This window comes from Corynebacterium suicordis DSM 45110, from assembly GCF_015351405.1.
GTDB classification, from domain to species: domain Bacteria; phylum Actinomycetota; class Actinomycetes; order Mycobacteriales; family Mycobacteriaceae; genus Corynebacterium; species Corynebacterium suicordis.
This window is the reverse complement of record NZ_JADKMY010000002.1, coordinates 1-21493: the sequence shown is the minus strand read 5'-3', so window position 1 is coordinate 21493 and position 21493 is coordinate 1. Positions and strand designations below refer to the sequence as shown.

20 protein-coding genes are annotated in these 21493 nt (G+C 59.6%); 17 read left to right on the top strand and 3 right to left on the bottom strand.

Annotated features, from left to right (window positions below):
• Positions 1-23: 23 nt before the first annotated feature.
• Together IRY30_RS06490 and IRY30_RS10430 are read right to left on the bottom strand one after the other, a co-directional pair.
• Positions 24-584: a dihydrofolate reductase family protein gene (locus IRY30_RS06490; protein WP_194556632.1), complete on the bottom strand. Its 561-nt coding sequence runs from the start codon at positions 582-584 to the stop codon at positions 24-26.
• Between the two features lie 8 nt (positions 585-592).
• Positions 593-2281 carry a DUF2339 domain-containing protein gene (locus IRY30_RS10430; RefSeq protein WP_194556631.1) on the bottom strand — a complete coding sequence of 563 codons (1689 nt, stop codon included), beginning with the start codon at positions 2279-2281 and terminating at the stop codon, positions 593-595.
• Between the two features lie 757 nt (positions 2282-3038).
• On the opposite strand from IRY30_RS10430, the gene infC reads away from it, so the two are divergent.
• The 14 genes from infC to argH all read left to right on the top strand — a co-directional run bounded on the left by infC (position 3039) and on the right by argH (position 17655).
• Entirely contained in the window at positions 3039-3560 is a 522-nt protein-coding gene (infC, locus tag IRY30_RS06480) for a translation initiation factor IF-3 (RefSeq protein WP_194556953.1), read from the top strand.
• Positions 3561-3600: 40 nt separating this feature from the next.
• Positions 3601-3795, top strand: a complete 195-nt coding sequence (gene rpmI, locus IRY30_RS06475) for a 50S ribosomal protein L35 (RefSeq protein WP_194556630.1) — start codon at positions 3601-3603, stop codon at positions 3793-3795.
• 70 nt (positions 3796-3865) lie between these two features.
• Positions 3866-4249, top strand: a complete 384-nt coding sequence (gene rplT / locus IRY30_RS06470; RefSeq protein ID WP_194556629.1) for a 50S ribosomal protein L20 — start codon at positions 3866-3868, stop codon at positions 4247-4249.
• Positions 4250-4365: 116 nt separating this feature from the next.
• Positions 4366-5226 carry a TrmH family RNA methyltransferase gene (locus tag IRY30_RS06465; protein ID WP_194556628.1) on the top strand — a complete coding sequence of 287 codons (861 nt, stop codon included), beginning with the start codon at positions 4366-4368 and terminating at the stop codon, positions 5224-5226.
• A gap of 75 nt (positions 5227-5301) precedes the next feature.
• Positions 5302-6354 carry a phenylalanine--tRNA ligase subunit alpha gene (gene pheS / locus IRY30_RS06460; RefSeq protein WP_194556627.1) on the top strand — a complete coding sequence of 351 codons (1053 nt, stop codon included), beginning with the start codon at positions 5302-5304 and terminating at the stop codon, positions 6352-6354.
• Between the two features lie 57 nt (positions 6355-6411).
• On the top strand, positions 6412-8970 hold the full coding sequence (gene pheT / locus IRY30_RS06455) for a phenylalanine--tRNA ligase subunit beta (protein WP_194556626.1): 2559 nt from the start codon (positions 6412-6414) through the stop codon (positions 8968-8970).
• 90 nt (positions 8971-9060) lie between these two features.
• Positions 9061-10077 (top strand): N-acetyl-gamma-glutamyl-phosphate reductase, encoded by a 1017-nt coding sequence (gene argC / locus IRY30_RS06450; RefSeq protein ID WP_194556625.1) that lies wholly within the window; start codon positions 9061-9063, stop codon positions 10075-10077.
• 4 nt (positions 10078-10081) lie between these two features.
• Positions 10082-11296 carry a bifunctional glutamate N-acetyltransferase/amino-acid acetyltransferase ArgJ gene (gene argJ / locus IRY30_RS06445; protein ID WP_194556624.1) on the top strand — a complete coding sequence of 405 codons (1215 nt, stop codon included), beginning with the start codon at positions 10082-10084 and terminating at the stop codon, positions 11294-11296.
• 67 nt (positions 11297-11363) lie between these two features.
• Positions 11364-12296: an acetylglutamate kinase gene (gene argB / locus IRY30_RS06440; RefSeq protein WP_374708564.1), complete on the top strand. Its 933-nt coding sequence runs from the start codon at positions 11364-11366 to the stop codon at positions 12294-12296.
• Positions 12293-13480, top strand: coding sequence for an acetylornithine transaminase (locus IRY30_RS06435; RefSeq protein WP_228503102.1), 1188 nt, complete (start codon positions 12293-12295; stop codon positions 13478-13480). The genes argB and IRY30_RS06435 overlap by 4 nt, the downstream gene beginning before the upstream one ends.
• 6 nt (positions 13481-13486) lie before the next feature.
• Complete coding sequence (gene argF / locus IRY30_RS06430; protein ID WP_194556621.1) at positions 13487-14401, top strand: ornithine carbamoyltransferase; 915 nt, start codon at positions 13487-13489, stop codon at positions 14399-14401.
• Positions 14386-14850, top strand: a complete 465-nt coding sequence (locus tag IRY30_RS06425) for an arginine repressor (protein ID WP_194556620.1) — start codon at positions 14386-14388, stop codon at positions 14848-14850. Before argF ends, IRY30_RS06425 begins: the two co-directional genes overlap by 16 nt.
• 125 nt (positions 14851-14975) lie before the next feature.
• Positions 14976-16169, top strand: coding sequence for an argininosuccinate synthase (locus IRY30_RS06420; RefSeq protein WP_194556619.1), 1194 nt, complete (start codon positions 14976-14978; stop codon positions 16167-16169).
• 37 nt (positions 16170-16206) lie between these two features.
• On the top strand, positions 16207-17655 hold the full coding sequence (gene argH, locus IRY30_RS06415; protein ID WP_194556618.1) for an argininosuccinate lyase: 1449 nt from the start codon (positions 16207-16209) through the stop codon (positions 17653-17655).
• 109 nt (positions 17656-17764) lie between these two features.
• On the opposite strand, the gene IRY30_RS06410 is transcribed toward argH, so the two are convergent.
• Positions 17765-18601 carry a GDSL-type esterase/lipase family protein gene (locus IRY30_RS06410; protein WP_194556617.1) on the bottom strand — a complete coding sequence of 279 codons (837 nt, stop codon included), beginning with the start codon at positions 18599-18601 and terminating at the stop codon, positions 17765-17767.
• Between the two features lie 152 nt (positions 18602-18753).
• On the opposite strand from IRY30_RS06410, the gene IRY30_RS06405 reads away from it, so the two are divergent.
• The 3 genes from IRY30_RS06405 to IRY30_RS06395 are packed head-to-tail and all read left to right on the top strand — an operon-like array spanning position 18754 to position 21269.
• Positions 18754-18918: a Trm112 family protein gene (locus IRY30_RS06405; protein WP_194556616.1), complete on the top strand. Its 165-nt coding sequence runs from the start codon at positions 18754-18756 to the stop codon at positions 18916-18918.
• Between the two features lie 56 nt (positions 18919-18974).
• Complete coding sequence (gene tyrS / locus IRY30_RS06400) at positions 18975-20243, top strand: tyrosine--tRNA ligase (RefSeq protein WP_194556615.1); 1269 nt, start codon at positions 18975-18977, stop codon at positions 20241-20243.
• Between the two features lie 27 nt (positions 20244-20270).
• Positions 20271-21269, top strand: coding sequence for an FAD-dependent oxidoreductase (locus IRY30_RS06395; protein WP_194556614.1), 999 nt, complete (start codon positions 20271-20273; stop codon positions 21267-21269).
• The last annotated feature ends 224 nt before the right edge of the window (positions 21270-21493 follow it).

The window sequence follows — 21493 nt, the reverse complement described above, 5'->3', positions numbered from 1 at the left end:
TTAACCGTGGCTAGGTTCCCCGGCTAGTTTTCGCGGGGGCCGTAGGTGGCAATGATGTTGCCATTTTCGGTGGACTGCGAGCGCAGCAGGGTGAGGCGCTGGGTTTCGGTTCCTTCAAAGAGTCGACGCCCATTGCCGGCAATAACAGGGTGGATGATGAGCGTGAGCTCATCCATGAGTCCGGCCTCTACGCACTGGCGAACCACTGACAGCGAGCCTTGAACCGCGATGGTTCCACCTGGCTGCTCTTTGAGGTCGCGAAGGTAATCCAGCATGTCACCGGTGATCAGCTGGCTGTTTTCCCATGCCAGCTCTTCCTGGGTCAGGGTGCGGCTCGCCACGTGCTTCGGGGTGCCGTTGATGAAGTTTGCGAATCCCGCGTCTGGGCCTTCGGTGGCTTCTGGCCAGTAACCAGCCCATTCCTGGTAGCTCACTCGCCCCAGAACGTTGTCGGTGATTTCCCCCAGGGCTTCGGTCATGAGCTGGCCGAGGGAGGCGTCGAAAGAATCAAATTGGAATAGATGAGGATCTGAGGCCACGCCATCGACGGAGTAGAAGAGGTTGGCTACGAGCTTGCGGGTCATGAAGGTTCCTAGGTTTGTGGGTTTGGAGGTTGATTGTTTGAGGGTTGAGGGCGAGGGGGATTGGGATGGGAACCGTATGGGTTCGGCCCAGGTGTCGGCTGCCCATTGGGGTGAGGGGCGACGCCAGCTAAATGGGGATTCTGTACGTGGGGGTTGGCCTGCTTTTTGCCGAACAGCTTTTCGCGCTGGAACGCCGCGATGAGCAGGATCGCACCGCTGATGATGAATGCGAGAACCTGCACGAGACCGCCCAGAATCGACAGATCGAAGAGTACCAGTTTTGCTACTGCCACTAGCACGAGGACAAGACCTGCGCGGGTGGTGGTGTCCTGGCCGCGGCTGATCAATGCGATACCGAGGACGATCCACGCGATGGAGATGAGCATGTGCCCGATCATGAAGCTGGTTTCACCTGGCTTGATAAGCAGGAGTGTGGCCACCACGATCGCTGAGGCCACCGCGAGAATGGCAAAGGTAAAGGATTCCAATTCCGGAGCCTGGGCAGCGTACGTGCCCCGACGCTTGAACAGATAGAGGCCCAGAACGGCGCAGGCCACAACCAGGATGAGCCAGGTATCAAACATCTGTGTGCTCGGGTTTTCCGCAGGCATGAGAACACGGACAGCGAATGGGGCAGCCAGGATGGATGCTGCAGCGCCCGCCACGTTGGTAGCCTCCGTGTGCACGGTGGGGAAGAGCACAATGATGGTTCCGCATACCAGCAGGAAACCGCACGCGTACCAAAAGATTTCTGTCTCGGAATAACCCATGACCAGCGCAAGCGCCAATGCGGTGGCGCTGGTGTAAACACCGAAGAAGGCGTTTTCCTGCACAGAAGTGGGCTGCTTGGTCTTGACGAGCGCTTGTTGAGTGGTGGCCCAGATCAGGATGAGGGCGAAGACGATTGCCTCGAACACCACCAACATGACGTGGAACTTATGCGCCGCGAAGAGTGGGGCCAGCAGGAACGTGATCCACGCGAGCCCATTGAGACTCCGGGATACCCGTGGCTGACGGTAAGCGAAAATGAGCAGGATGGCCACGCCCAAACCGGAGGCGGCGAAGGTCCACAGCGGTTGATTCCACGTCAGCAGAATGCCCAGGGTGAAGACCGCGCAGGCGGTGCCGTGCAGCCCGGGCCAGGAGCGATCCCAGCGGGAGGCAAACGCGGCGAGCGCAGTGGCGATCACACACCCAGGAATTGCCAGGGAGGAATGCGCATCCTGCAGAATATTGAAGGCGAAAGGCGTGATGAACAGGGGAGACAGCACGGTGAGCAGGATCCCCAGCTTTTCCTTATCCCACGCGCGAGCAACGACGAGGCCCACGATGCATATGACCGTGGTGAGCACCGCGCCGGAGATCTCCGATAGCCACTTGACCTGGTAAACGATCACCCACACGTCCGCCAACATGGCCAGCACGGCAACGGTGATCATCGCAGGGGCAGTGAAACCTGCTGGTCTATTGGCATGAGCGCGGAATGCCAACCCGAAGACCAGCAACGCAATGATTGCGGCCAGGATCACGGAGGATTCCGGCCCCAAGATGCCGCTCGCGTATGCCAACGTGGCCAGGAAGACCAGGCCGATGAGAGTGATGAGTCCACCCACCACCGCGAGCACCTTTGTGATCGCCTCTTCCTTCTGCCACCACTGCTGGAGTGCGGTGGGATCCTTCTTGTTTCCCGACGCCACCCCGGGCCGACCAGGGTTTCCATACTGCGGGGGCTGGGTGAACCCTTGAGGTGCTCCTGCGGTGTTCGGTGGAACAGGGCGCATTGGTACGGGGCGCGTTGGCGATTGACCTGGTTGTGGCGCAAATTGCTGTGCTACCTGAGGAGGTACCTGCTGCATTTGTGACATCTGTGGCGCAGGCTGCATGTGTTGGGGCTGCGGCTGTCGAGGAGATTGTGGCTGTGAGCGCTGTGCCGGTTGTGCCGGGAAGTGTGGCCGGCCCGATTGCTGCGCCTGCGAGTTTGGGTCAGTGAGGTGAGGTACGGAGACACCCGAAGGTGTTGAGTCTTCTGCCTCTGCATATTGATCGAGGAGCTGAGCTAGATTGTGGTGAGACTCCGCTGCTAAACGCGCTGCATCACGAATCTGGCGCAGAGTGGGTTTTTGCGAGGCCATGGATAGAAATTAGCATCGAATGAATTTGGTGTCTGGGTATTGAACTGCTAAGGTTGGTCGCACTACCGTCTGAGTTTCGTTCCAGTTAGCTCATTTATCTGAGTTAAGGATTGGAAACAGACTGCAAGTGGAGTTCCTTCTCCCACCTGTGACCGTCACTCCGTGATTGGGCTCGGGTCATGTGCACGCGAGAAGCGTGGCGTCGAAATCGAAAAGAAATCGGCGGCGCGCAGCGTGCTGCCATGTCGGGGGACATTTGGGGGATTCTCACTCGCAGAAATCGGTATTTAACCTAACCACTGCTGACTGAGGAGTCCATAACATTAGCGCAGAAGCTCGCATCAACGACCGTATTCGAGTCCCAGAGGTCCGACTCGTCGGTCCGGGCGGAGAACAGGTCGGGATCGTCAACACTGACGATGCTCGCAAGCTGGCCTATGAAGCAGACCTTGACCTAGTTGAGGTCGCGCCGAACGCCAAGCCACCTGTCGCCAAGATCATGGACTTCGGCAAGTTCAAGTACGAGCAGGCTCAAAAGGCCCGCGAGTCACGCAAGAACCAGCAGCAGACCGTGGTGAAGGAACAAAAGTTCCGCCCGAAGATCGACGACCACGACTACGAGACGAAGAAGGCAAACGTAGTCCGGTTCCTTGAAAAGGGATCCAAGGTCAAGGTGACCATCATGTTCCGTGGCCGTGAGCAATCACGTCCGGAGCTCGGCTACCGCCTGCTCGAGCGCCTGGCCAACGATGTCGAAGAACACGGCATTGTTGAGTCCCGTCCAAAGCAGGATGGCCGCAACATGACCATGGTCATCGGCCCGATCCGCAAGGGCAAGAAGTAGTCCGTCGTAGACACCCCTAGAACGCCAGAGGATTTCACCAATGAAGCAGAAGACTCACAAGGGTGCCGCAAAGCGCATCAAGATCACCGGTTCCGGCAAGCTGCGTCGTGAGCAAGCTAACCGTCGCCACCTCTTGGAGGGCAAGCCTTCCAAGCGCACCCGTCGCCTGAAGGGCACCACGGAGGTCTCCCAAGCGGACACCAAGCGCATGAAGCGCCTGTTGGGCAAGGCTTAAGCCTTCCCCGCTCCGCAGCACCCTTCCCGCATTACCCGCATAACCAAACTTTAGAAAAGGACGTATCACTGTGGCACGTGTCAAGCGCTCTGTGAACGCAAAGAAGAAGCGTCGCGAAGTACTCAACTCCGCCAAGGGCTACCGTGGTCAGCGCTCCCGCCTGTACCGCAAGGCCAAGGAGCAGATGCTCCACTCACACACCTACGCATTCCGCGATCGCCGCGCGCGTAAGGGTGAGTTCCGTAAGCTGTGGATCCAGCGCATCAACGCTGCTGCTCGTCAGAATGATCTGACCTACAACCGTCTCATCCAGGGCCTGCGCCTTGCTGAGATCGAAGTTGACCGCAAGATCCTCGCTGAGCTGGCTGTGAACGATTTCGCTGCCTTCTCCGCACTGTGCGATGCCGCCAAGGCAGCACTTCCTGAGGACGTTAACGCACCAGCTGCGTCCTAGGATCGACTGGCTTAGTTTCATCTGAGCCGATCGCATTTGAGCGCCATCCTTCTTGGAAGGGTGGCGCTTTTTGTGCGTGTGCAGGCGGTTTTTCCGCGGCTGGTAGATTGATCCCCATGCATCTGGACTTTGGCGAACCCTTTACCGAACGAACTCCGCGCGTAGTAAACGCGGCAAAGCTTCACCGCGCGGCTGCGCGAAAGAAGGCTGACGCATTCCTCGTTGAGGGTGAGAACTCCGTGGAAGCCGCTATCTCCACCGGTGCCGCCACCGATGTTTTCGTGACTGAGGCAGCGGCGGAGCGTTACGAGCCGGTGGTTCGCACCGCCAACTACCTCAACGTCTACGTGCACCCCATCGATGAGCGCGCCGCCAAGCACCTTTCGGACACCGTCACCACCAGCGGAATCTTCGCGATGTGCAAGCCCGTTCTGTGGAGCACAGGTAAGGCCATCGCGGGGAGGCCTCAGCTGGTTTCCGTTCCAGTGTTAACCAGTGACCCCGGTAATGCCGGCACGCTCATCCGAGTGTCCGATGCCATGGGTGCTGATGCCGTTGTCTTTGCCGGCGAGACCGTTGATCCACAGTCCTGCAAGACGGTCCGCGCATCCGCGGGCTCCCTCTTTCACCTGCCAGTGGCTCGTGACCCTAACATCAAGGACGTTCTGGGGCAGCTACGGGCAAAGGGCCTGCAGATCCTGGCCACCTCAGCAGACGGGGAGGTGAGTCTGGAAGAAGCAGATGAACTGCTCACCAAACCCACCGCGTGGCTCTTCGGCAATGAGGCACATGGATTGGGGGAGGAGCTCCTAGCGGAAGCGGATGTCCGCGTCTCTATTCCTCTGCGTGGACGTGCCGAATCCCTCAACCTCGCCACTGCCGCTTCCATCTGTCTTTATGAATCAGCGAAGGCGCAGGCGCGAGCCCAGGCTGAGTCACAAGCCCAGTCCCAGGTGCAAGAAGAAGCCACAGACTAATCCCACACGTGTCCTGCCGGTTGGCTAGACTGTACAAGTTAATTGTTTTTTCGCTTCAACATCGCGAGGTGCGCTTTGTCAGAATCCGTTGAAAATACGGTCGACCTATCAGAGGCCGGTTTGGAAGCCGCGGCTACCACGGCAATCCAGGCTTTTGAGAATGCTTCGGATCTTGATGAATTGGCAAACGCTCGCCGGGATCACTTGGGTGATGAAGCCCCGATTCCTGCTGCTCGTCGAAGCCTGGGAACTCTGCCCAAGGACCAGCGCAAGGAAGCTGGCCGCTTGGTCAACATGGCCCGCGGTCGCGTGGAGAAGCGCTTCAATGAGGTGAAGGAAGAGCTCGAGGTTAAGCGCAACCAAGAGGTTCTCCGGGCTGAGAAGATTGACGTCACCGAGCCCACCACCCGTGGCCAGCGTGGCGCGCAGCACCCCATTACGATCCTCTCTGAGCACATCGCGGACATCTTCGTGGGCATGGGCTGGGAGATCGCCGAAGGCCCAGAAGTGGAAGCAGAGTACTTCAACTTCGATTCCCTGAACTTCATCCCGGATCACCCAGCGCGAACCTTGCAGGATACTTTCCACATCGCCCCGGAAGGTTCCAAGCAGGTTCTGCGCACGCACACTTCACCTGTGCAGATGCGCACCATGCTGGAACGGGATCTCCCGATTTACATCGCCTGCCCCGGCCGCGTGTTCCGTACCGATGAGCTGGATGCCACCCACACCCCGGTGTTCCACCAGATCGAGGGCCTAGCAGTGGACAAAGGGCTGACCATGGCCCACCTCAAGGGCACGTTGGATCACCTGGCTAAGACTCTCTTCGGACCTGAGACAACCACCCGAATCCGCCCAAACTACTTCCCGTTCACGGAGCCATCCGCTGAGGTGGATGTGTGGTTCCCGAACAAGAAGGGCGGCGCGGGCTGGATCGAATGGGGCGGCTGCGGAATGGTCAACCCCAATGTTTTGATCGCTGCTGGCGTGGATCCCGAGGAGTACTCCGGGTTCGCCTTCGGCATGGGTATTGAGCGCACCTTGCAGTTCCGCAATGGGCTGCCGGACATGCGCGACATGGTGGAAGGCGATGTCCGCTTCACCTTGCCTTTCGGTGTCCGCGGTTAAACCGCATTTCTCTTTTCATCTCACGCGCCATTCTTCTTTAAAGGAAAAGATTCAACAATGCTGATCTCCCAATCCTGGCTCACCCGAATCCTGCAGACCGCCAACCCCAGCTGGTCTGTGGAATCCTCAGAATTTGATACCGGCTTTGTCCGCGTGGGCTTTGAAACCGAAGGCTATGAATCAATTCCTGTAACCGAGGGCCCGCTGGTCATTGGCCGCGTGGAAAAGATTGAGGAGCTGGAAGGCTTCAAGAAGCCGATTCGCTACTGCCAGGTCAACGTGGGCCAGGCCAACGGTTCCGGGGAACTGCAGAACATCATTTGTGGAGCCCGGAACTTCGAAGAAGGCAGCAATGTGGTGATTGCCCTGCCCGGCACAGTGCTACCCGGTGGCTTTGCCATCGGTGCGCGCGAGACCTACGGCAAGATCTCCGAGGGCATGATTTGCTCTGCCATGGAGGTTGGGCTGGCCAAGGCGCAGAACCCCGGCATCATGACCATTTCTGATGCGGAGCTCGAATCCCAGGGTCTGACTCCCGGATCGGATGCGCGGAAGTTCTTGGGTCTGGATGACACCATCTTCGACGTGAACATCACCCCAGACCGGGGATACGCATTGTCTGCACGAGGATTGGCGCGAGAGTTGGCGTCGAGTTTCAACCTCCAGTTCCGCGACCCAGCAACCGACCCGGCCGCCGCTGCCCTTGATGACGACCTCTTCGCTGGCCTTTCGGCCTCCGACGCCACGGTTCAGGACATCAACGTGGACCCGGAAACCAAGTGCTCCATCTTCGGCATGCGCAAGGTCACGGGGATCGATCCGAACGCGGAATCTCCTTTGTGGCTGCAGCGCGAATTGATGCTGTGTGGTGCGCGTTCTGTGAATGCGGCCACCGACGTGACCAACTACCTGATGTTCTTGCTCGGCACCCCAATGCATGCTTTCGATGCAGACAAGGTCTCTGGCGCGCTGCATGTTCGCCGAGCGAAGGCGGGGGAGAAGCTGACCACCCTGGATCACGTGGAGCGCACCCTGCACGAGCAAGACGTGGTGATTGCCGATGACAACGGAATCCAGTCCTTGGCTGGTGTCATGGGCGGGACCACGTCTGAAATTTCCGAAACCACCACTGACGTGCTGTTTGAAGCGGCGCACTGGGATCAGCTGACTATCGCGCGCACGTGCCGCCGGCACAAGCTCAGTTCTGAAGCCTCTCGCCGTTTCGAGCGCGGGGTGGATGCCGCGATCATCGATGAAGCCCTGGACTTTGCAGTAGCTCTGCTCAGCCGCATCGCCGGTGGCAAGGTCGAAGAGGGCCGCACGGTGGTGGGCGAAGTGGAAACCATGCCCACCATCACCATGTTCACCTCCCGACCAGGAAAGGTCGCCGGCAAGATTTACCCGGACGGCACCACCATTGGCCGCCTGCGTGAAGTCGGATGTGTAGTCCGCGAAACCGGCAAGCGGGATGGCAATGGCGCGCGCGAGATCGAAGTAACCCCACCAACGTGGCGCCCTGACCTCACCATGCCTGCTGATCTGGTGGAGGAAGTGCTGCGTCTGGAGGGCTTGGAAGACATCCCTTCCATCGTGCCAACCGCACCTGCTGGCCGGGGATTGTCATCGCGACAGAAGATGCGCCGCGCCGTAGGCCGGGCGATGGCATGGGCAGGTTTTGCCGAGGTCATCCCATCTCCGTTCATCGCCAACGACATCTTCGATGTCTGGGATTTGCCCGCCGATGATGCTCGTCGCGTCGCCATCAAGGTGCAGAATCCCCTGGAAAGCGATTACGCCACCATCGGCACCACGTTGCTGCCATCCATGATGGACGCGCTGCGCCGTAACAACACCCGTGGTCAGCGCGACGCCGCCCTGTACGGCATCGCGCAGGTAAGCATTCCGGAACGTTCGGAACTGAGCTCTCCGATGCTCTCCGTGAAGAAGCGGCCTACCGAAGCTGAGGTGCGGGACATTCTGGGATCCTTGCCCGTCCAGCCTCTGCATGTGGCGATGATCGCTGCTGGTAACCGCCAGTTGCCAGGTACATGGGGTGAGCCGGAGGCGTTTAGCGCCCGAGATGCGATTGAGGCTGCACGCACTGTGGCTCGCGCAGTTGGCGTAGAGATCACCGTGCGCAACGCCGAGTACTTGCCATGGCACCCAGGCCGCTGTGCTGAGGTGCTGGTGGGGGATAAGGTCATCGGCCATGCCGGAGAGCTGCACCCACAGGTGTGCGAGCGCTTGAACCTGCAGCCACGCACCGTAGCCATGGAGCTGAACCTGGATGGGTTACCGCTGACCGAGACTTTCCCACGGCCTGTGCTGTCCCCATTCCCTGCGCTTCTGCAGGATGTGGCGGTAGTGGTGGCTGAGGATATTCCGAGCTCCGAGGTGGAAAGCGCTTTGCGCGAAGGCGCGGGCGAGCTGTTGGAAGAGATTCGCCTGTTCGATATCTACCGTTCCGACTCTCTGGGTGAGGGACTGCGATCCTTGACCTTCTCACTGCGTTTCCGCGCGTCTGATCGGACGTTGAAGGAAGAGGAAGCCACTGCTGCTCGAGAAGCGGCGATTGCGCAAGCAGCTCAAGCTGTGGGGGCTACCCAGCGGGCCTAGATCTCCGCTGGCCTTTGCGGAGAATTGTGGATAATATCCATAATTATGCATAGTTTGCATTCTCGGTTCCTGTAAGGCACAATGGATCGCATGTTGAAAATTGCGGTCGCAGGTGCCAGTGGATACGCAGGAGGAGAGGCTCTCCGCCTGCTTCTTGCGCACCCTGGCTATGGCAAGGACTTTGAAATCGGTAGCCTCACCGGCGGTTCCAACGCAGGTCAAAGGTTCGGGGATATCGTTCCGCAATTGCCACAGTTGGCGGACCGTGTACTGGAAGAAACCACGCGTGAGATCCTCGTTGAGAATGATGCCGCGATCCTTGGCCTGCCACACGGGCTGTCCGCTGCACTGGATCTGCCTGATTCCATGAAGGTCGTTGATTGCGGAGCGGACTACCGCCTGCGCAACGAAGATGAATGGCAGCGTTATTACGGCTCGGAGTACGCAGGTAGCCGCACGTACGGCATCCCGGAACTTCCGGGTAACCGGGAGATTATCGCGGGTTCTAATTATGTGGCTGCTCCCGGCTGTTTCCCCACGGGAGCAACGCTTGCTGCATTGCCCGGTGTGGCGGCTGGGGTGATCGCCCCACAGATCAGCGTTGTGTCCGTGACCGGAGTGTCCGGAGCGGGCAAGAAGGCAGCAGTAAAGCTGCTGGGTGCAGAAACGATGGAAAACCTGCGCGCGTACAGCGTGGGCTCACACCGCCACACCCCAGAGATTACCCAGAACTTGCAGCAATTTGTGCCCGAAGGCGAGGCAGTGCACGTGGTCTTCACGCCAGTTCTGGCTCCGCTCACACGCGGAATTCTCACCACGGTAACCGCCCCAGCCCGGGGCAGCAGTGCGGATATTCGACGCGCCTACCAGGACTTCTGCGCAAATGAACCATTCCTGTTGCTCCTCCCGGAGGGCCAGCAGCCGGAAACACAAAATGTCCGTGGCTCGAACATGACCCACCTGCAGGTGGAAGTCATAGATGGCATGGCTGTTATCACCAGTGCCATCGATAACCTCACCAAGGGCACTGCCGGTGCCGCGGTGCAATGTCTCAACCTCATGCTGGGTTGGGAAGAAACCGCGGGTCTCCCGCAGTCTGGAGTCTAAAAACATGAACACACACGGATCGGCCACCCAGCCAGATGGGCATGCAGTGGGAGAACGTGCCACTGGCATCACCGTCCCGCAGGGATTCTCGGCTGCAGCGACCACCGCGGGTATCAAGCCATCTGGAAAGCCAGACATGTCCCTGCTGGTCAACAACGGGCCCACATTCCATGCAGCGGCCATGTTCACGCGCAACCGGGTTGTCGCCTCCCCGGTGAAGCTCACCCGGAAGCACAATGACGGCACGTTCAAAGCTGCCGTGATCAATGCGGGTAACGCAAACGCGTGCAACGGCGTGCAGGGCGATACTGATGCTCAGGCCACTGCGGACAAGGTCGCAGAGATGCTGGAGATCAACAGCACAGATGTAGCTGTGTGCTCCACCGGTCTCATCGGTGATGTGCTCCCCATGGAAAAGCTCCTTTCCGGTATTGAGACCTTGGTTCCGCAATTGTCGGAGGAGATTACCGCTGGTAACGCCGCGGCAAACGCCATCATGACCACGGATATCGTGCAGAAGGAAGCCGTTTATCGTGGCCAGGGCTGGTCCATCGGCGCAATGGGCAAGGGTGTGGGCATGATGTCACCTTCACTTGCTACCATGCTGGTCTTCCTCACCACGGACGCCCTCATTGAGAACCCCGCGCAGCTGCACGATTCTCTCAGTGCAGCCACTGCCACCACGTTCGACTGCCTGGACGTGGACGGCTCCACCTCCACCAATGACACGGTGCTGCTCATGGCCTCAGGAGCATCCGGCGTGACCCCAGACGAGCAGGAGTTCACGGATGCAATTCATCAGGTGTGCCTAGACCTGGCGATGCAGCTGCAAGCCGATGCCGAAGGCGTGACCAAGCGCGTATCCATCACCGTCACCGGTGCTGCTACCGATGCGGAAGCCAAGGATGCCGCCCGTGTGGTGGGCCGCGATAATTTGTTCAAGTGTGCAATGTTTGGTTCCGATCCGAACTGGGGTCGTGTGCTCGCTGCCGTGGGAATGGCCCCCGTGGATATGGATCCAGAGAAGATCAACGTGTCCTTCAACGGCAAGCCCGTGTGCGTGAATTCCACCGGTGCCCCAGGTGCCCGCAATGTCGATTTGTCTGGCGCGGATATCGCCGTGGAGATCAACCTCGGTGTGGGCGATGGCCGAGCAACCGTGTGGACAACTGACCTTTCTTACTCCTACGTGGAGATCAACTCGGAATACTCCACCTAGCACCACAGATGGTTTTAGCCCGCCCTACTTCATCGCAAACCCGAAACGGATCGTGAACATGACTACCTTGCCGGATTCCCTGGACTCTTCCAGGTTCACCGCTGACCTCACACCCAGCCAACGTTCGCACGTGCTGGCAGAGGCTTTGCCATGGCTACTTCACTTCCGCAACAAGATCGTGGTGGTGAAGTACGGCGGCAACGCGATGGTGGATGAAGAGCTCAAGCGTGCCTTCGCCGCAGATATGGTCTTTCTCCGCACCGTCGGTGCGCGACCCGTGGTGGTTCATGGCGGAGGCCCACAGATCAACAGCATGCTTGATCGGGTGGGTCTCAAGGGAGAGTTCCGGGGCGGTTTCCGTGTCACCACTCCGGAAGTCATGGAGTACGTCCGCATGGTGCTCTTCGGCAAGGTAGGCCGGGAACTAGTGGGCCTGATCAACGAGCATGGCCCCTATGCAGTGGGTACCTCTGGCGAAGATGCCGGCCTGTTCACCGCGCAAAAGAAGCTGGTCGATGTCGATGGTGAGGCCGTGGATATCGGGCGCGTGGGTGACATCACCAAGGTCAACGCTGCAAGCTTGTTCGACCTCATCGATGCCGGCCGAATCCCCGTCATTTCCACAATCGCCCCCGATGAGAACGGCGATATTTACAACATCAATGCAGATACCGCAGCCGGTGCACTCGCCGATGCGCTCGGTGCAGAACGCCTGCTCATGCTCACCAACGTGCAGGGTCTGTACACCGATTGGCCGGACAAGAACTCCCTGGTGTCCCGCATCACCCCAGATGAGTTGGAAAAGCTTCTCCCCAGCCTGGATACCGGCATGATCCCCAAGATGGAAGCGTGTCTTTCCGCCATCCGCGGTGGGGTCAACGCGGCTCACGTGATCGATGGGCGCGTTCCCCATTCCGTGATTCTGGAGCTGATGACAACCGGAGGTATTGGCACAATGGTTTCGGACCAAGGATGGACAGACGTGGAGGAGCAAGTATGAGCGCAAACAATTCTTGGCAATCCCAATGGGAGGCATCCGTGATGCCCACCTACGGCACTCCGCAGCTGGAATTGGTTACCGGCCGCGGCGCGGTAGTGACGGATAGCCAGGGGAAGGACTACCTGGATCTGCTGGCAGGCATTGCCGTCAATGCGCTGGGTCATGCTCATCCGGCCATCATCGAAGCCGTCAGCGCCCAAGTCTCCACTTTGGGCCACACCTCCAACGTGTTCGCTCACCCACAGGTCATCCGTCTTGCAGAGCAGCTCCGCGGGCTGCTGGGTCCACAGGGTGAACAAACCCAGGTGTTCTTTAGCAACTCCGGCGCGGAGGCAAACGAAGCAGCATTTAAGATCGCACGCGCCACTGGCCGCCCACGCATTCTCACCGCCGAGCGTGGCTTCCACGGCCGCACCATGGGTGCGCTGGCAATGACTGGCCAGCCCGACAAGCGCGCTCCTTTCGAGCCGATGCCAGCGGGAGTGGAATACTTCCCATACGGGGATCTGGATGCTGTCCGCAGCTTGGCCGATGACTCGGTGGCCGCAATCCTCGTGGAATCCATCCAGGGCGAAACCGGAGTTATCCCAGCCCCGCCAGGTTTCCTCCACGGATTGCGCGAGATCTGCGATGAGCACGGCATCCTCCTGATGATCGACGAAGTGCAAGCCGGCATGGGCAGAACCGGGGAGTGGTTCGGATTCCAAACCACCACTGATGAGGGTTTCGTCCCTGACGTGATCACCCTGGCCAAGGGGCTGGGCGGCGGTCTGCCCATCGGAGCCACCATCGCGTGGCCCCCAGCCCAGGTTTTGGAAAAGGGAATGCATGGCACCACATTTGGTGGCAATCCCATCGCCTGCGCCGCCGCAAACGCAGTGATAGAAACCATCAAGGGTGAAAACCTCCTGCAGCACGTCAAGAAGATCAGTGCGATTTTCACCGATGAGCTCGCCAAGGAATCCGGCGTGAAGGAAGTCCGTGGCCACGGCCTCATGCTGGGAGCCGTTCTCGAGCAGCCACTGGCCCTGGATCCGCTGGACTATGGCCTCATCCTCAACCGCCCAAGCCCCGAGGTTTTGCGGATCGTCCCACCGTTGAATTTGACGGAGGAGCAGGCGCGAGAGGGCGTCGAAAAGATAAAGACCATGCTCACCGACAACCGCAACCAGAAGAAGGACTGAGATCACATGACACTCCGACATTTCCTCGCTGACGATGACGTCTCACCCGCCGAGCAGGCCGAGATCCTCGCGCTGGCGGCCGAGCTCAAGGCTGACCGGTATAACAATGCTCACCGCGATCTGCTGGATCGTCAGTCGGTAGCCGTGTTGTTTGATAAGACCTCCACGCGCACTCGTTTTTCTTTCGACGCCGGCATCACCGAGCTTGGGGGAAATGCCATTGTCGTGGACTCTGGAAGCTCGCAGATGGGCAAGGGGGAGACCTTCCAGGACACGGGCGCGGTGCTGTCCCGATTCGTCTCCGCGATCGTGTGGCGCACCAGTGCCCAGTCCAATCTGGAGCAAATGGCAGAGACCGCGACCGTGCCGCTGATCAACTCGCTGTCTGATGATTTCCACCCATGCCAGATCTTGGCTGACCTGCAGACCATCAAGGAAAATAAGGGTGAGCTGCAGGGGCTGAACGCCATCTACTTCGGCGATGGGGCCAACAACATGGCTAATTCCTACATGTTGGGGTTCGCTACCGCGGGCGTGAACATCACCATCTGCGCACCAGAGGGCTTTCAGCCTGAGCCACGTTTCGTGGAACGCGCACAGGCCCGGGCACAGGAAACCGGGGCCACGGTGACCGTGACGGATCAGGTGGATGCCAGTGGGGCAGACGTGGTCATCACCGATACCTGGCTTTCCATGGGGCAGGACCCCTCGGAAGACCGCACGGTGCTCAAGAAATACCAGGTCAACTCAGAGGTAATGGCCAAGGCGGATCCGGAAGCCATCTTCCTCCACTGCCTCCCCGCATACCGTGGCAGTGAAGTCACCGCAGAAGTGATCGATGGGCCGCAGTCCGTGGTCTTCGATGAAGCCGAGAACCGGCTCCACGCACAGAAGGCACTGGTGGCATGGCTGCTGGGTTAACCCGTTCCGCCCGCCAGGACATGGTGGAAAAGATCATCGGCACGCACAAGGTGTCCAGCCAACGGCAGTTGATTGACATGCTGACTGCCGAGGGCGTGGAGATCACCCAGGCCACGCTGTCCCGTGATTTGGTGGACATCGGGGCGCGGAAGATCCGCTCAGGCGGAGAGGTGTACTACTCCGATTCCAGTGACGTTCGGATCGATGGTCCGGATAAGCTGCGCCGGGTTCTCGGCGAGTTGTTGGTGGGAACGGATTTCTCCCGGAACATCGCGGTGTTGCGCACGCCTCCCGGGGCTGCGCAGTATCTGGCCAGCATCTTGGATCGCAGCGATGTGAGCCAGTTGGCCGCCACGATTGCAGGGGATGACACCATATTTGCTCTGGCCAAGGAGCCTTTCTCCGGTGAGGAGCTGGCGGAATACTTTCAGCAATTGGCCCACGGCTAGACTACTAAGCAGAGAAGCAACCCGAAGATGTATCGCTGAGCAGAAACGCTGGGCACGAGCGCTGAACAGAGATACATCTTCACTCAATACGCAAACAAACAGTTCGCAACAGATAAGGATTTTTCATGAAGGATCGCGTCGTACTCGCATACTCCGGTGGACTGGATACCACCGTCGCCATCAGCTGGATCGCCAAGGAGCGCAACGCTGAGGTTGTTGCCGTGTCCATCGACCTGGGACAGGGCGGCGAGGACATGGAGACCGTCCGCCAGCGCGCACTTGGTGCCGGTGCCGTGGAGTCCATCGTGCTGGATGCACGCGATGAGTTCGCGAACGAATACTGCCTGCCCACCATCAAGGCAAACGGCATGTACATGAAGGAATACCCACTGGTTTCCGCCATCTCCCGTCCCCTCATCGTCAAGCACCTCTCCGATGCTGCCAAGGAGCACGGCGGCACCGCTGTGGCTCACGGTTGCACCGGCAAGGGCAATGACCAGGTCCGCTTCGAGGTCGGTTTCGCGAACACCGCTCCAGACCTGGAGATCATCGCTCCCGTGCGCGATTACGCGTGGACCCGCGAAAAGGCCATCGCCTTCGCTGAGGAAAACGGCATCCCCATCGAGCAGTCCAAGAAGTCCCCATTCTCCATCGACCAAAACGTATGGGGACGCGCCGTGGAGACCGGTTTCCTCGAGGATCTGTGGAACGCGCCCACCAAGGACGTCTACTCCTACACCGAAGATCCAGCTCTGGGCCAGGCTCCGGATGAAGTTATCATCACTTTCGAAGGCGGCGCCCCAGTCGCCATCGACGGCCGCAAGGTCACCGTGTTGCAGGCAATCGAAGAGCTGAACCGTCGCGCCGGTGCCCAAGGCATTGGCCGCCTGGACATGGTGGAAGATCGCCTCGTGGGCATCAAGTCCCGCGAGATCTACGAAGCACCCGGAGCCATGGCGCTGATCCGCGCGCACGAAGCACTGGAAGCAGTCACCGTGGAGCGCGAGCTCGCCCGCTACAAGCGTCAGGTTGACGCTCGCTGGTCCGAAGAGGTGTACGACGGCCTCTGGTTCGCTCCTCTCAAGCGCAGCCTCGATGCCTTCATCGACTCCACCCAGGAGCACGTGACCGGCGATATCCGCATGGTCATGCACGCTGGACGCATGGACGTCAACGGTCGTCGCAGCAACAAGTCCCTGTACGACTTCAACCTGGCCACCTACGACGAGGGCGATTCCTTCGACCAGACCTTGTCCCGCGGTTTCGTGGAGCTGCACGGTCTATCCTCCAAGATCGCCTCCAAGCGCGATCTGGCCTAACCACCTTTCTCCAACAGGGACTTTCGAAGGGAAGTAGATGACTCAGCAGGACGTTCATGGAACCAACGAGGGTGCCCTCTGGGGTGGCCGTTTTTCCGGCGGGCCCGCGGAGGCGATGGCAGCCCTCAGTAAGTCCACGCACTTCGACTGGGTGTTGGCGCCGTATGACGTGCTGGCCTCGCAGGCACACGCCCGCGTGCTCAACCGCGCTGGCCTTTTGTCCGACGCCGACCTGGAAACCATGATCGCCGGTCTCCAAAAACTCGGTGATGATGTACGCAGCGGAGCCTTCGGGCCCGATGCGTCCGATGAGGACGTCCATGGAGCCATGGAGCGTGGGTTGATTGAACGAGTCGGAACTGAGGTGGGTGGACGCCTGCGTGCTGGGCGTTCCCGCAATGACCAAGTGGCTACGCTGTTCCGCATGTGGCTGCGTGAAGCTCTGCGTGACGTGGCCGCTGGTGTGGTGGACGTGGTGGAGGCTCTGCTGAGCCAGGCGGATCGCTATCCGGAGGCAATCATGCCGGGTAAGACCCACTTCCAGGCCGCACAACCCGTGCTGCTGGCGCACCAATTGCTTGCCCACGCGCATCCTCTGCAGCGAGACCTGCAGCGTTTCCGGGATCTCGATTCCCGCCTGGCCATCTCTCCTTATGGATCAGGTGCTCTTGCCGGTTCCTCATTGGCGCTGGATCCAGAGGCGATCGCCGAAGAGCTGGGCTTCGACTCTGCCGGAGATAACTCCATCGATGCCACCTCTTCCCGCGATTTCGCGTCTGAGGCGGCATTCGTGCTGGCACAGACGGCCGTGGATTTGTCTCGCCTCGCCGAGGAGATCATCGCCTGGTCCACCCCGGAATTCGGCTATGTCACCTTGGCGGATGCCTGGTCCACCGGATCTTCGATCATGCCGCAGAAGAAGAACCCAGATGTGGCCGAGCTGATGCGTGGCAAGACTGGCCGCCTCATCGGTAACCTCGCCGGCCTGCTCGCCACCTTGAAGGCGCAGCCACTGGCGTATAACCGCGACCTACAAGAGGATAAGGAACCCATCGTGGATTCCGTGTCCCAGCTCAACCTGCTGCTGCCAGCGATGGCCGGACTGGTAAAGACACTCGAGTTCCACCCCGAACGATTGCTGGAACTCGCACCAGCTGGCTTCACGCTGGCCACAGATTTGGCTGAATGGATGGTGCGCCAGGGCGTTCCATTCCGCGTGGCGCATGAGGCATCGGGCTCCTGCGTGAGAATCGCGGAGTCCCGCGGGGTTGGCCTGATCGACCTCACTGATGAAGAGCTTGCAAGCGTGCACGAGGCATTGACCCCGCAAGTACGCGAGGTCCTCACCGTTGAAGGTGCCGTCGCTTCTCGCTCAACCCGAGGCGGTACTGCCGGTATTCGGGTGGAAGAGCAGAAGCAGCGCGTCCGCGAACAGTCCCAGGTTGATCGCAAGTGGGCGGAAGAAAGCCCAATTCCGCGTCGCTAAGTGGGATCCGCTACCTAGCGCAGGAAAAGAAAATACCGCCTCGGAATCGAGGCGGTATTTTGCTGCGCAGACCTGCTGGAACGCAGGTTCACCCAAGATGCCAGAGAACTTAGACCACGGGGCGAATTGCCTGGGCGATGCGCTCGTTACCCAGGTCAGTGGGGTGCAGGAACATATTCCAGTGTGGGGCGGTGGTATCCACGATTCCGGAAACATAGCGCTGGTTGTCCGCCGCGCAGGTATCGTGACCGCGGGTTTGCTCGCGGACATCCACGAATCGCAGGCCGTTCGCGTTGGCAGCGTCCAGCTGGTTCTGGCGGTGGAAGCTCTCCACGTCGCGCACCACGGGCAGCGGTAGTCCCATCGGCAGGTTGCTGATCACGTTGAGTACACACACGCCACCGGCTGCGTTAGCTACCTGAGGAAAGCCAGCGATCACGATGTTGATGCCGGGGTTCACCGCGCGGATGCGCTGGGAGACATTGCGGATTTCGCGCATGTGAGCATCGCGGATGGCTTGGTGGTTTCCCACGTCGTAGCCGTTGCGTGCACCCGGAGGGCCGAAGTCATTCATGCCCACGGAGATCACCACGGAGCGAGTGCCGGGGTGCAGGTCACCACTGCGGATCGCTCCTTCAACGCGTCCCATGATTCCGTTGGAGGTCAATGCTGCGCAGGACCAGTTGGAGACAGGGGCGCCAGTCTGGCGGCTGAGGCTACCCGGCCAGTTGTTATGGGCCTGCTGACAGCCGCCAGTGAAAGGAGTCCCCGGCTGGTTGAGCGCCGGGAATGCTCCGCCCAAGTAGTACGAGGCTTGTTCTGGGTTAGCGCCATAACTATCGGCGATGGTCACGATATTTCCGGCCGGTGCAGCAGCTGCATGTGGTGCGGTGGCCAGCGCGATTGAGGCGCTTGCAGCAGCTAGTGCGGTGACCATTTTCTTCATGAAGCGCACAGATCATCTCCCTTAGATTGCTCAACGTCCCTAACACTATAACTTTTTCCGCCGAAATTGCATGGTGCAAGAAAATAAAAGTTATGCACAGAGCCGAGGGGCGGGGCAGTCTGCGGGGGAGTATCGGGCTAGACTGAGTAACCATGATTGATTCCCACTTGCTGGATATCTTGGCGTGCCCACAGGACAAGGGGCCACTAGAGCTCAACGGCGATTATCTGGTTAATCCCCGCCTCAACGTGGCTTATCCCATCCAAGACGGCATCCCCGTGCTGCTTGTTGATGAAGCTGTCACCTGGCCTCGTTGAGCAGCGTCTTTGCTCTCACGCACTTCCCTGTAGATATCTAGAAAGCGGGCTTACCCATGGCTGAAACTCAAAACATCATCGATGAACTTCAATGGCGCGGTCTCATCGCCCAGTCCACTGATCTCGATTCCCTGCGCGAGCAGATGGAATCCCCAACCACCGCATACGTGGGATTCGATCCCACTGGTCCATCGCTGCACGCTGGCCACTTGGTGCCGTTGTTGATGCTCAAGCGTCTGCAGCTCGCAGGCCACACGCCGATCGTTTTGGCTGGTGGCGCCACCGGCATGATCGGTGACCCTCGCGATGTCGGAGAGCGTTCCATGAACGAAGCCTCCACCGTCCAGGAGTGGGCAGGTCGCATCTCCGGTCAGCTCACGCGCTTTGTCTCTTTCGAGGGGGAGAACAAGGCCATTCTGGTGAACAACTACGACTGGGTTTCCCAGCTCTCCGCCATCGAGTTCTTGCGCGATTTGGGCAAGAACTTCTCGCTGAACACCATGCTTGGCCGGGACACGGTGAAGCGTCGCCTGGAAACAGACGGCATGTCCTACACCGAGTTTTCCTACATGCTCCTGCAGGCCAACGACTACGTTCACCTCCGCCGCACCTACGATGCGCGTTTGCAGATGGGCGGCTCGGATCAATGGGGCAACATCATTTCCGGCGTGGATCTTAATCGACGCCTCGATGGCGAATCCGTCCACGCCTTGACCGTTCCTCTGGTGACCGATAGCGAGGGTAACAAGTTCGGTAAGTCCACTGGTGGCGGAAAGCTCTGGCTCGATCCGGAGATGACCAGCCCATACAGCTGGTACCAGTACTTCATCAATACCGCTGATGCCGATGTGATCCGCTACCTTCGCTGGTTCACCTTCCTGGACCGCGCGGAACTCGAGCGTTTGGAAACCGAGGTTGCCGAGCGCCCGTTCAAGCGCGAAGCCCAGCGCGTGCTCGCCCAAGAAATGACCTCCCTGGTCCATGGCCCGGATGCTGTGGGCAAGGTGGAGCTGGCCGCGCAAGCGTTGTTCGGCAAGGCCGAGCTAGCGGATCTGGATGAGCAAACCCTCGCCGCTGCCCTGCAGGAAACCGATATCGCCGAGGTATCCCCAGGCACAGGCATTCTGGATCTCCTGGTTGAGTCCGGGTTGGAGAAGTCCAAGGGCGCTGCCCGTCGCACAGTGGGCGAGGGCGGAGCGTACGTGAACAACCAGCGTATCGAGGACATCGAATGGTCACCCACCGAGGCCGATCTTCTGCACGGCTCATGGCTGGTGCTGCGCAAGGGCAAGAAGCGCTTCGCGGGTGCGCGGGTAGGCGCCTAGCTGGCGTCGAAAAGAAAAAAGGGGGAGATGAGCGCCGTGGAGAGGGATTATCAGGCGATCATTCTCGGCGGAGGTCAGTCGGGGCTGGCCACCGCGTATTACCTGCTGCGAGCGGGCGTGCAGACCCTGGTGCTGGACGATCAGGAAGCTCCCGGGGGAGCGTGGCGACATGCGTGGCCATCGCTGCGACTATTCTCCCCAGCGAACGCGTCCAATCTGCCGGGCATGATGATGCCCAGTCATCCGGGATTTCCGCCGGCTTCGCATGTGGTGGATTATTTCACCAAGTATGAGCAGCGCTATTCCATTCCAGTGGAACGCCCCGTGCGAATAGTCACCGTGACAAAAGAGTCCGGTCGATTCGTTCTTTCCGACGCCAAGGATGAGCGATGGAGTGCCGATTGTCTCATTGTTGCTACGGGAACCTGGTCTGCGCCTTTTGTGCCCCATTATCCTGGCGATTTCGCGGGGAAGCAGTGGCATACTGCGAACTATCCGGGTGCGGAGCCATTCAAGGGGCAGAATGTGGCAGTGGTCGGGGGAGGAAACTCAGGTGCACAAATCGCTGCTGAACTGACGAAGGTCGCGGATGTGACGTGGTTGACGCGGAGACAACCACGGTTTATGCCGGATGACGTGGATGGACGGGTGTTGTTCCGCCGCAATCGGGAGCGGTTGAACGCGATGATGAAGGGCGAGGCCGATCCAGGACCGGAATCGCAGCTGGGGGACATCGTTGCAGTCGAAGATGTGCGTGAGGCGCGGGATGCGGGTGAGCTGGCGGCGGAAGAAATGGTTGGTTCACTTGATCAGATTGAAGCGGATCATTTGATCTGGTGCACCGGCTTTCGACCGGCGGTGAACCCAGTGCGGGACCTACTAGATGGTATGACACCGACGGTGGAGGGGATGTTCATGGTGGGTTATGGGGAGAGTGTGGGCCCGGGGGCTGCGACCATCACTGGTGTCTCGCCCTTTGCCAAGCGGGCCGCGCAGAACGCTGTGAGTTACCTTAGCAAGGAATAAAAAGCGCTCTGACCAGCGGATTTGTGAACGTTCACAGTTGTGTGTAAATTAATCGGAGTCGCAGCGAGCGGCCACGGAAAAGAATCCGAGGCTGGCGGTTGTGTGCATATGATGTTTGAGAACTCAATAGCGTGATGAATCAAGTTTTTATTTTTTAGATTCCACAGTGCCCTGCGCCTGACACCGTTCTGGTGTCTTGCAGGGTGGTACGGATGACCGATCAC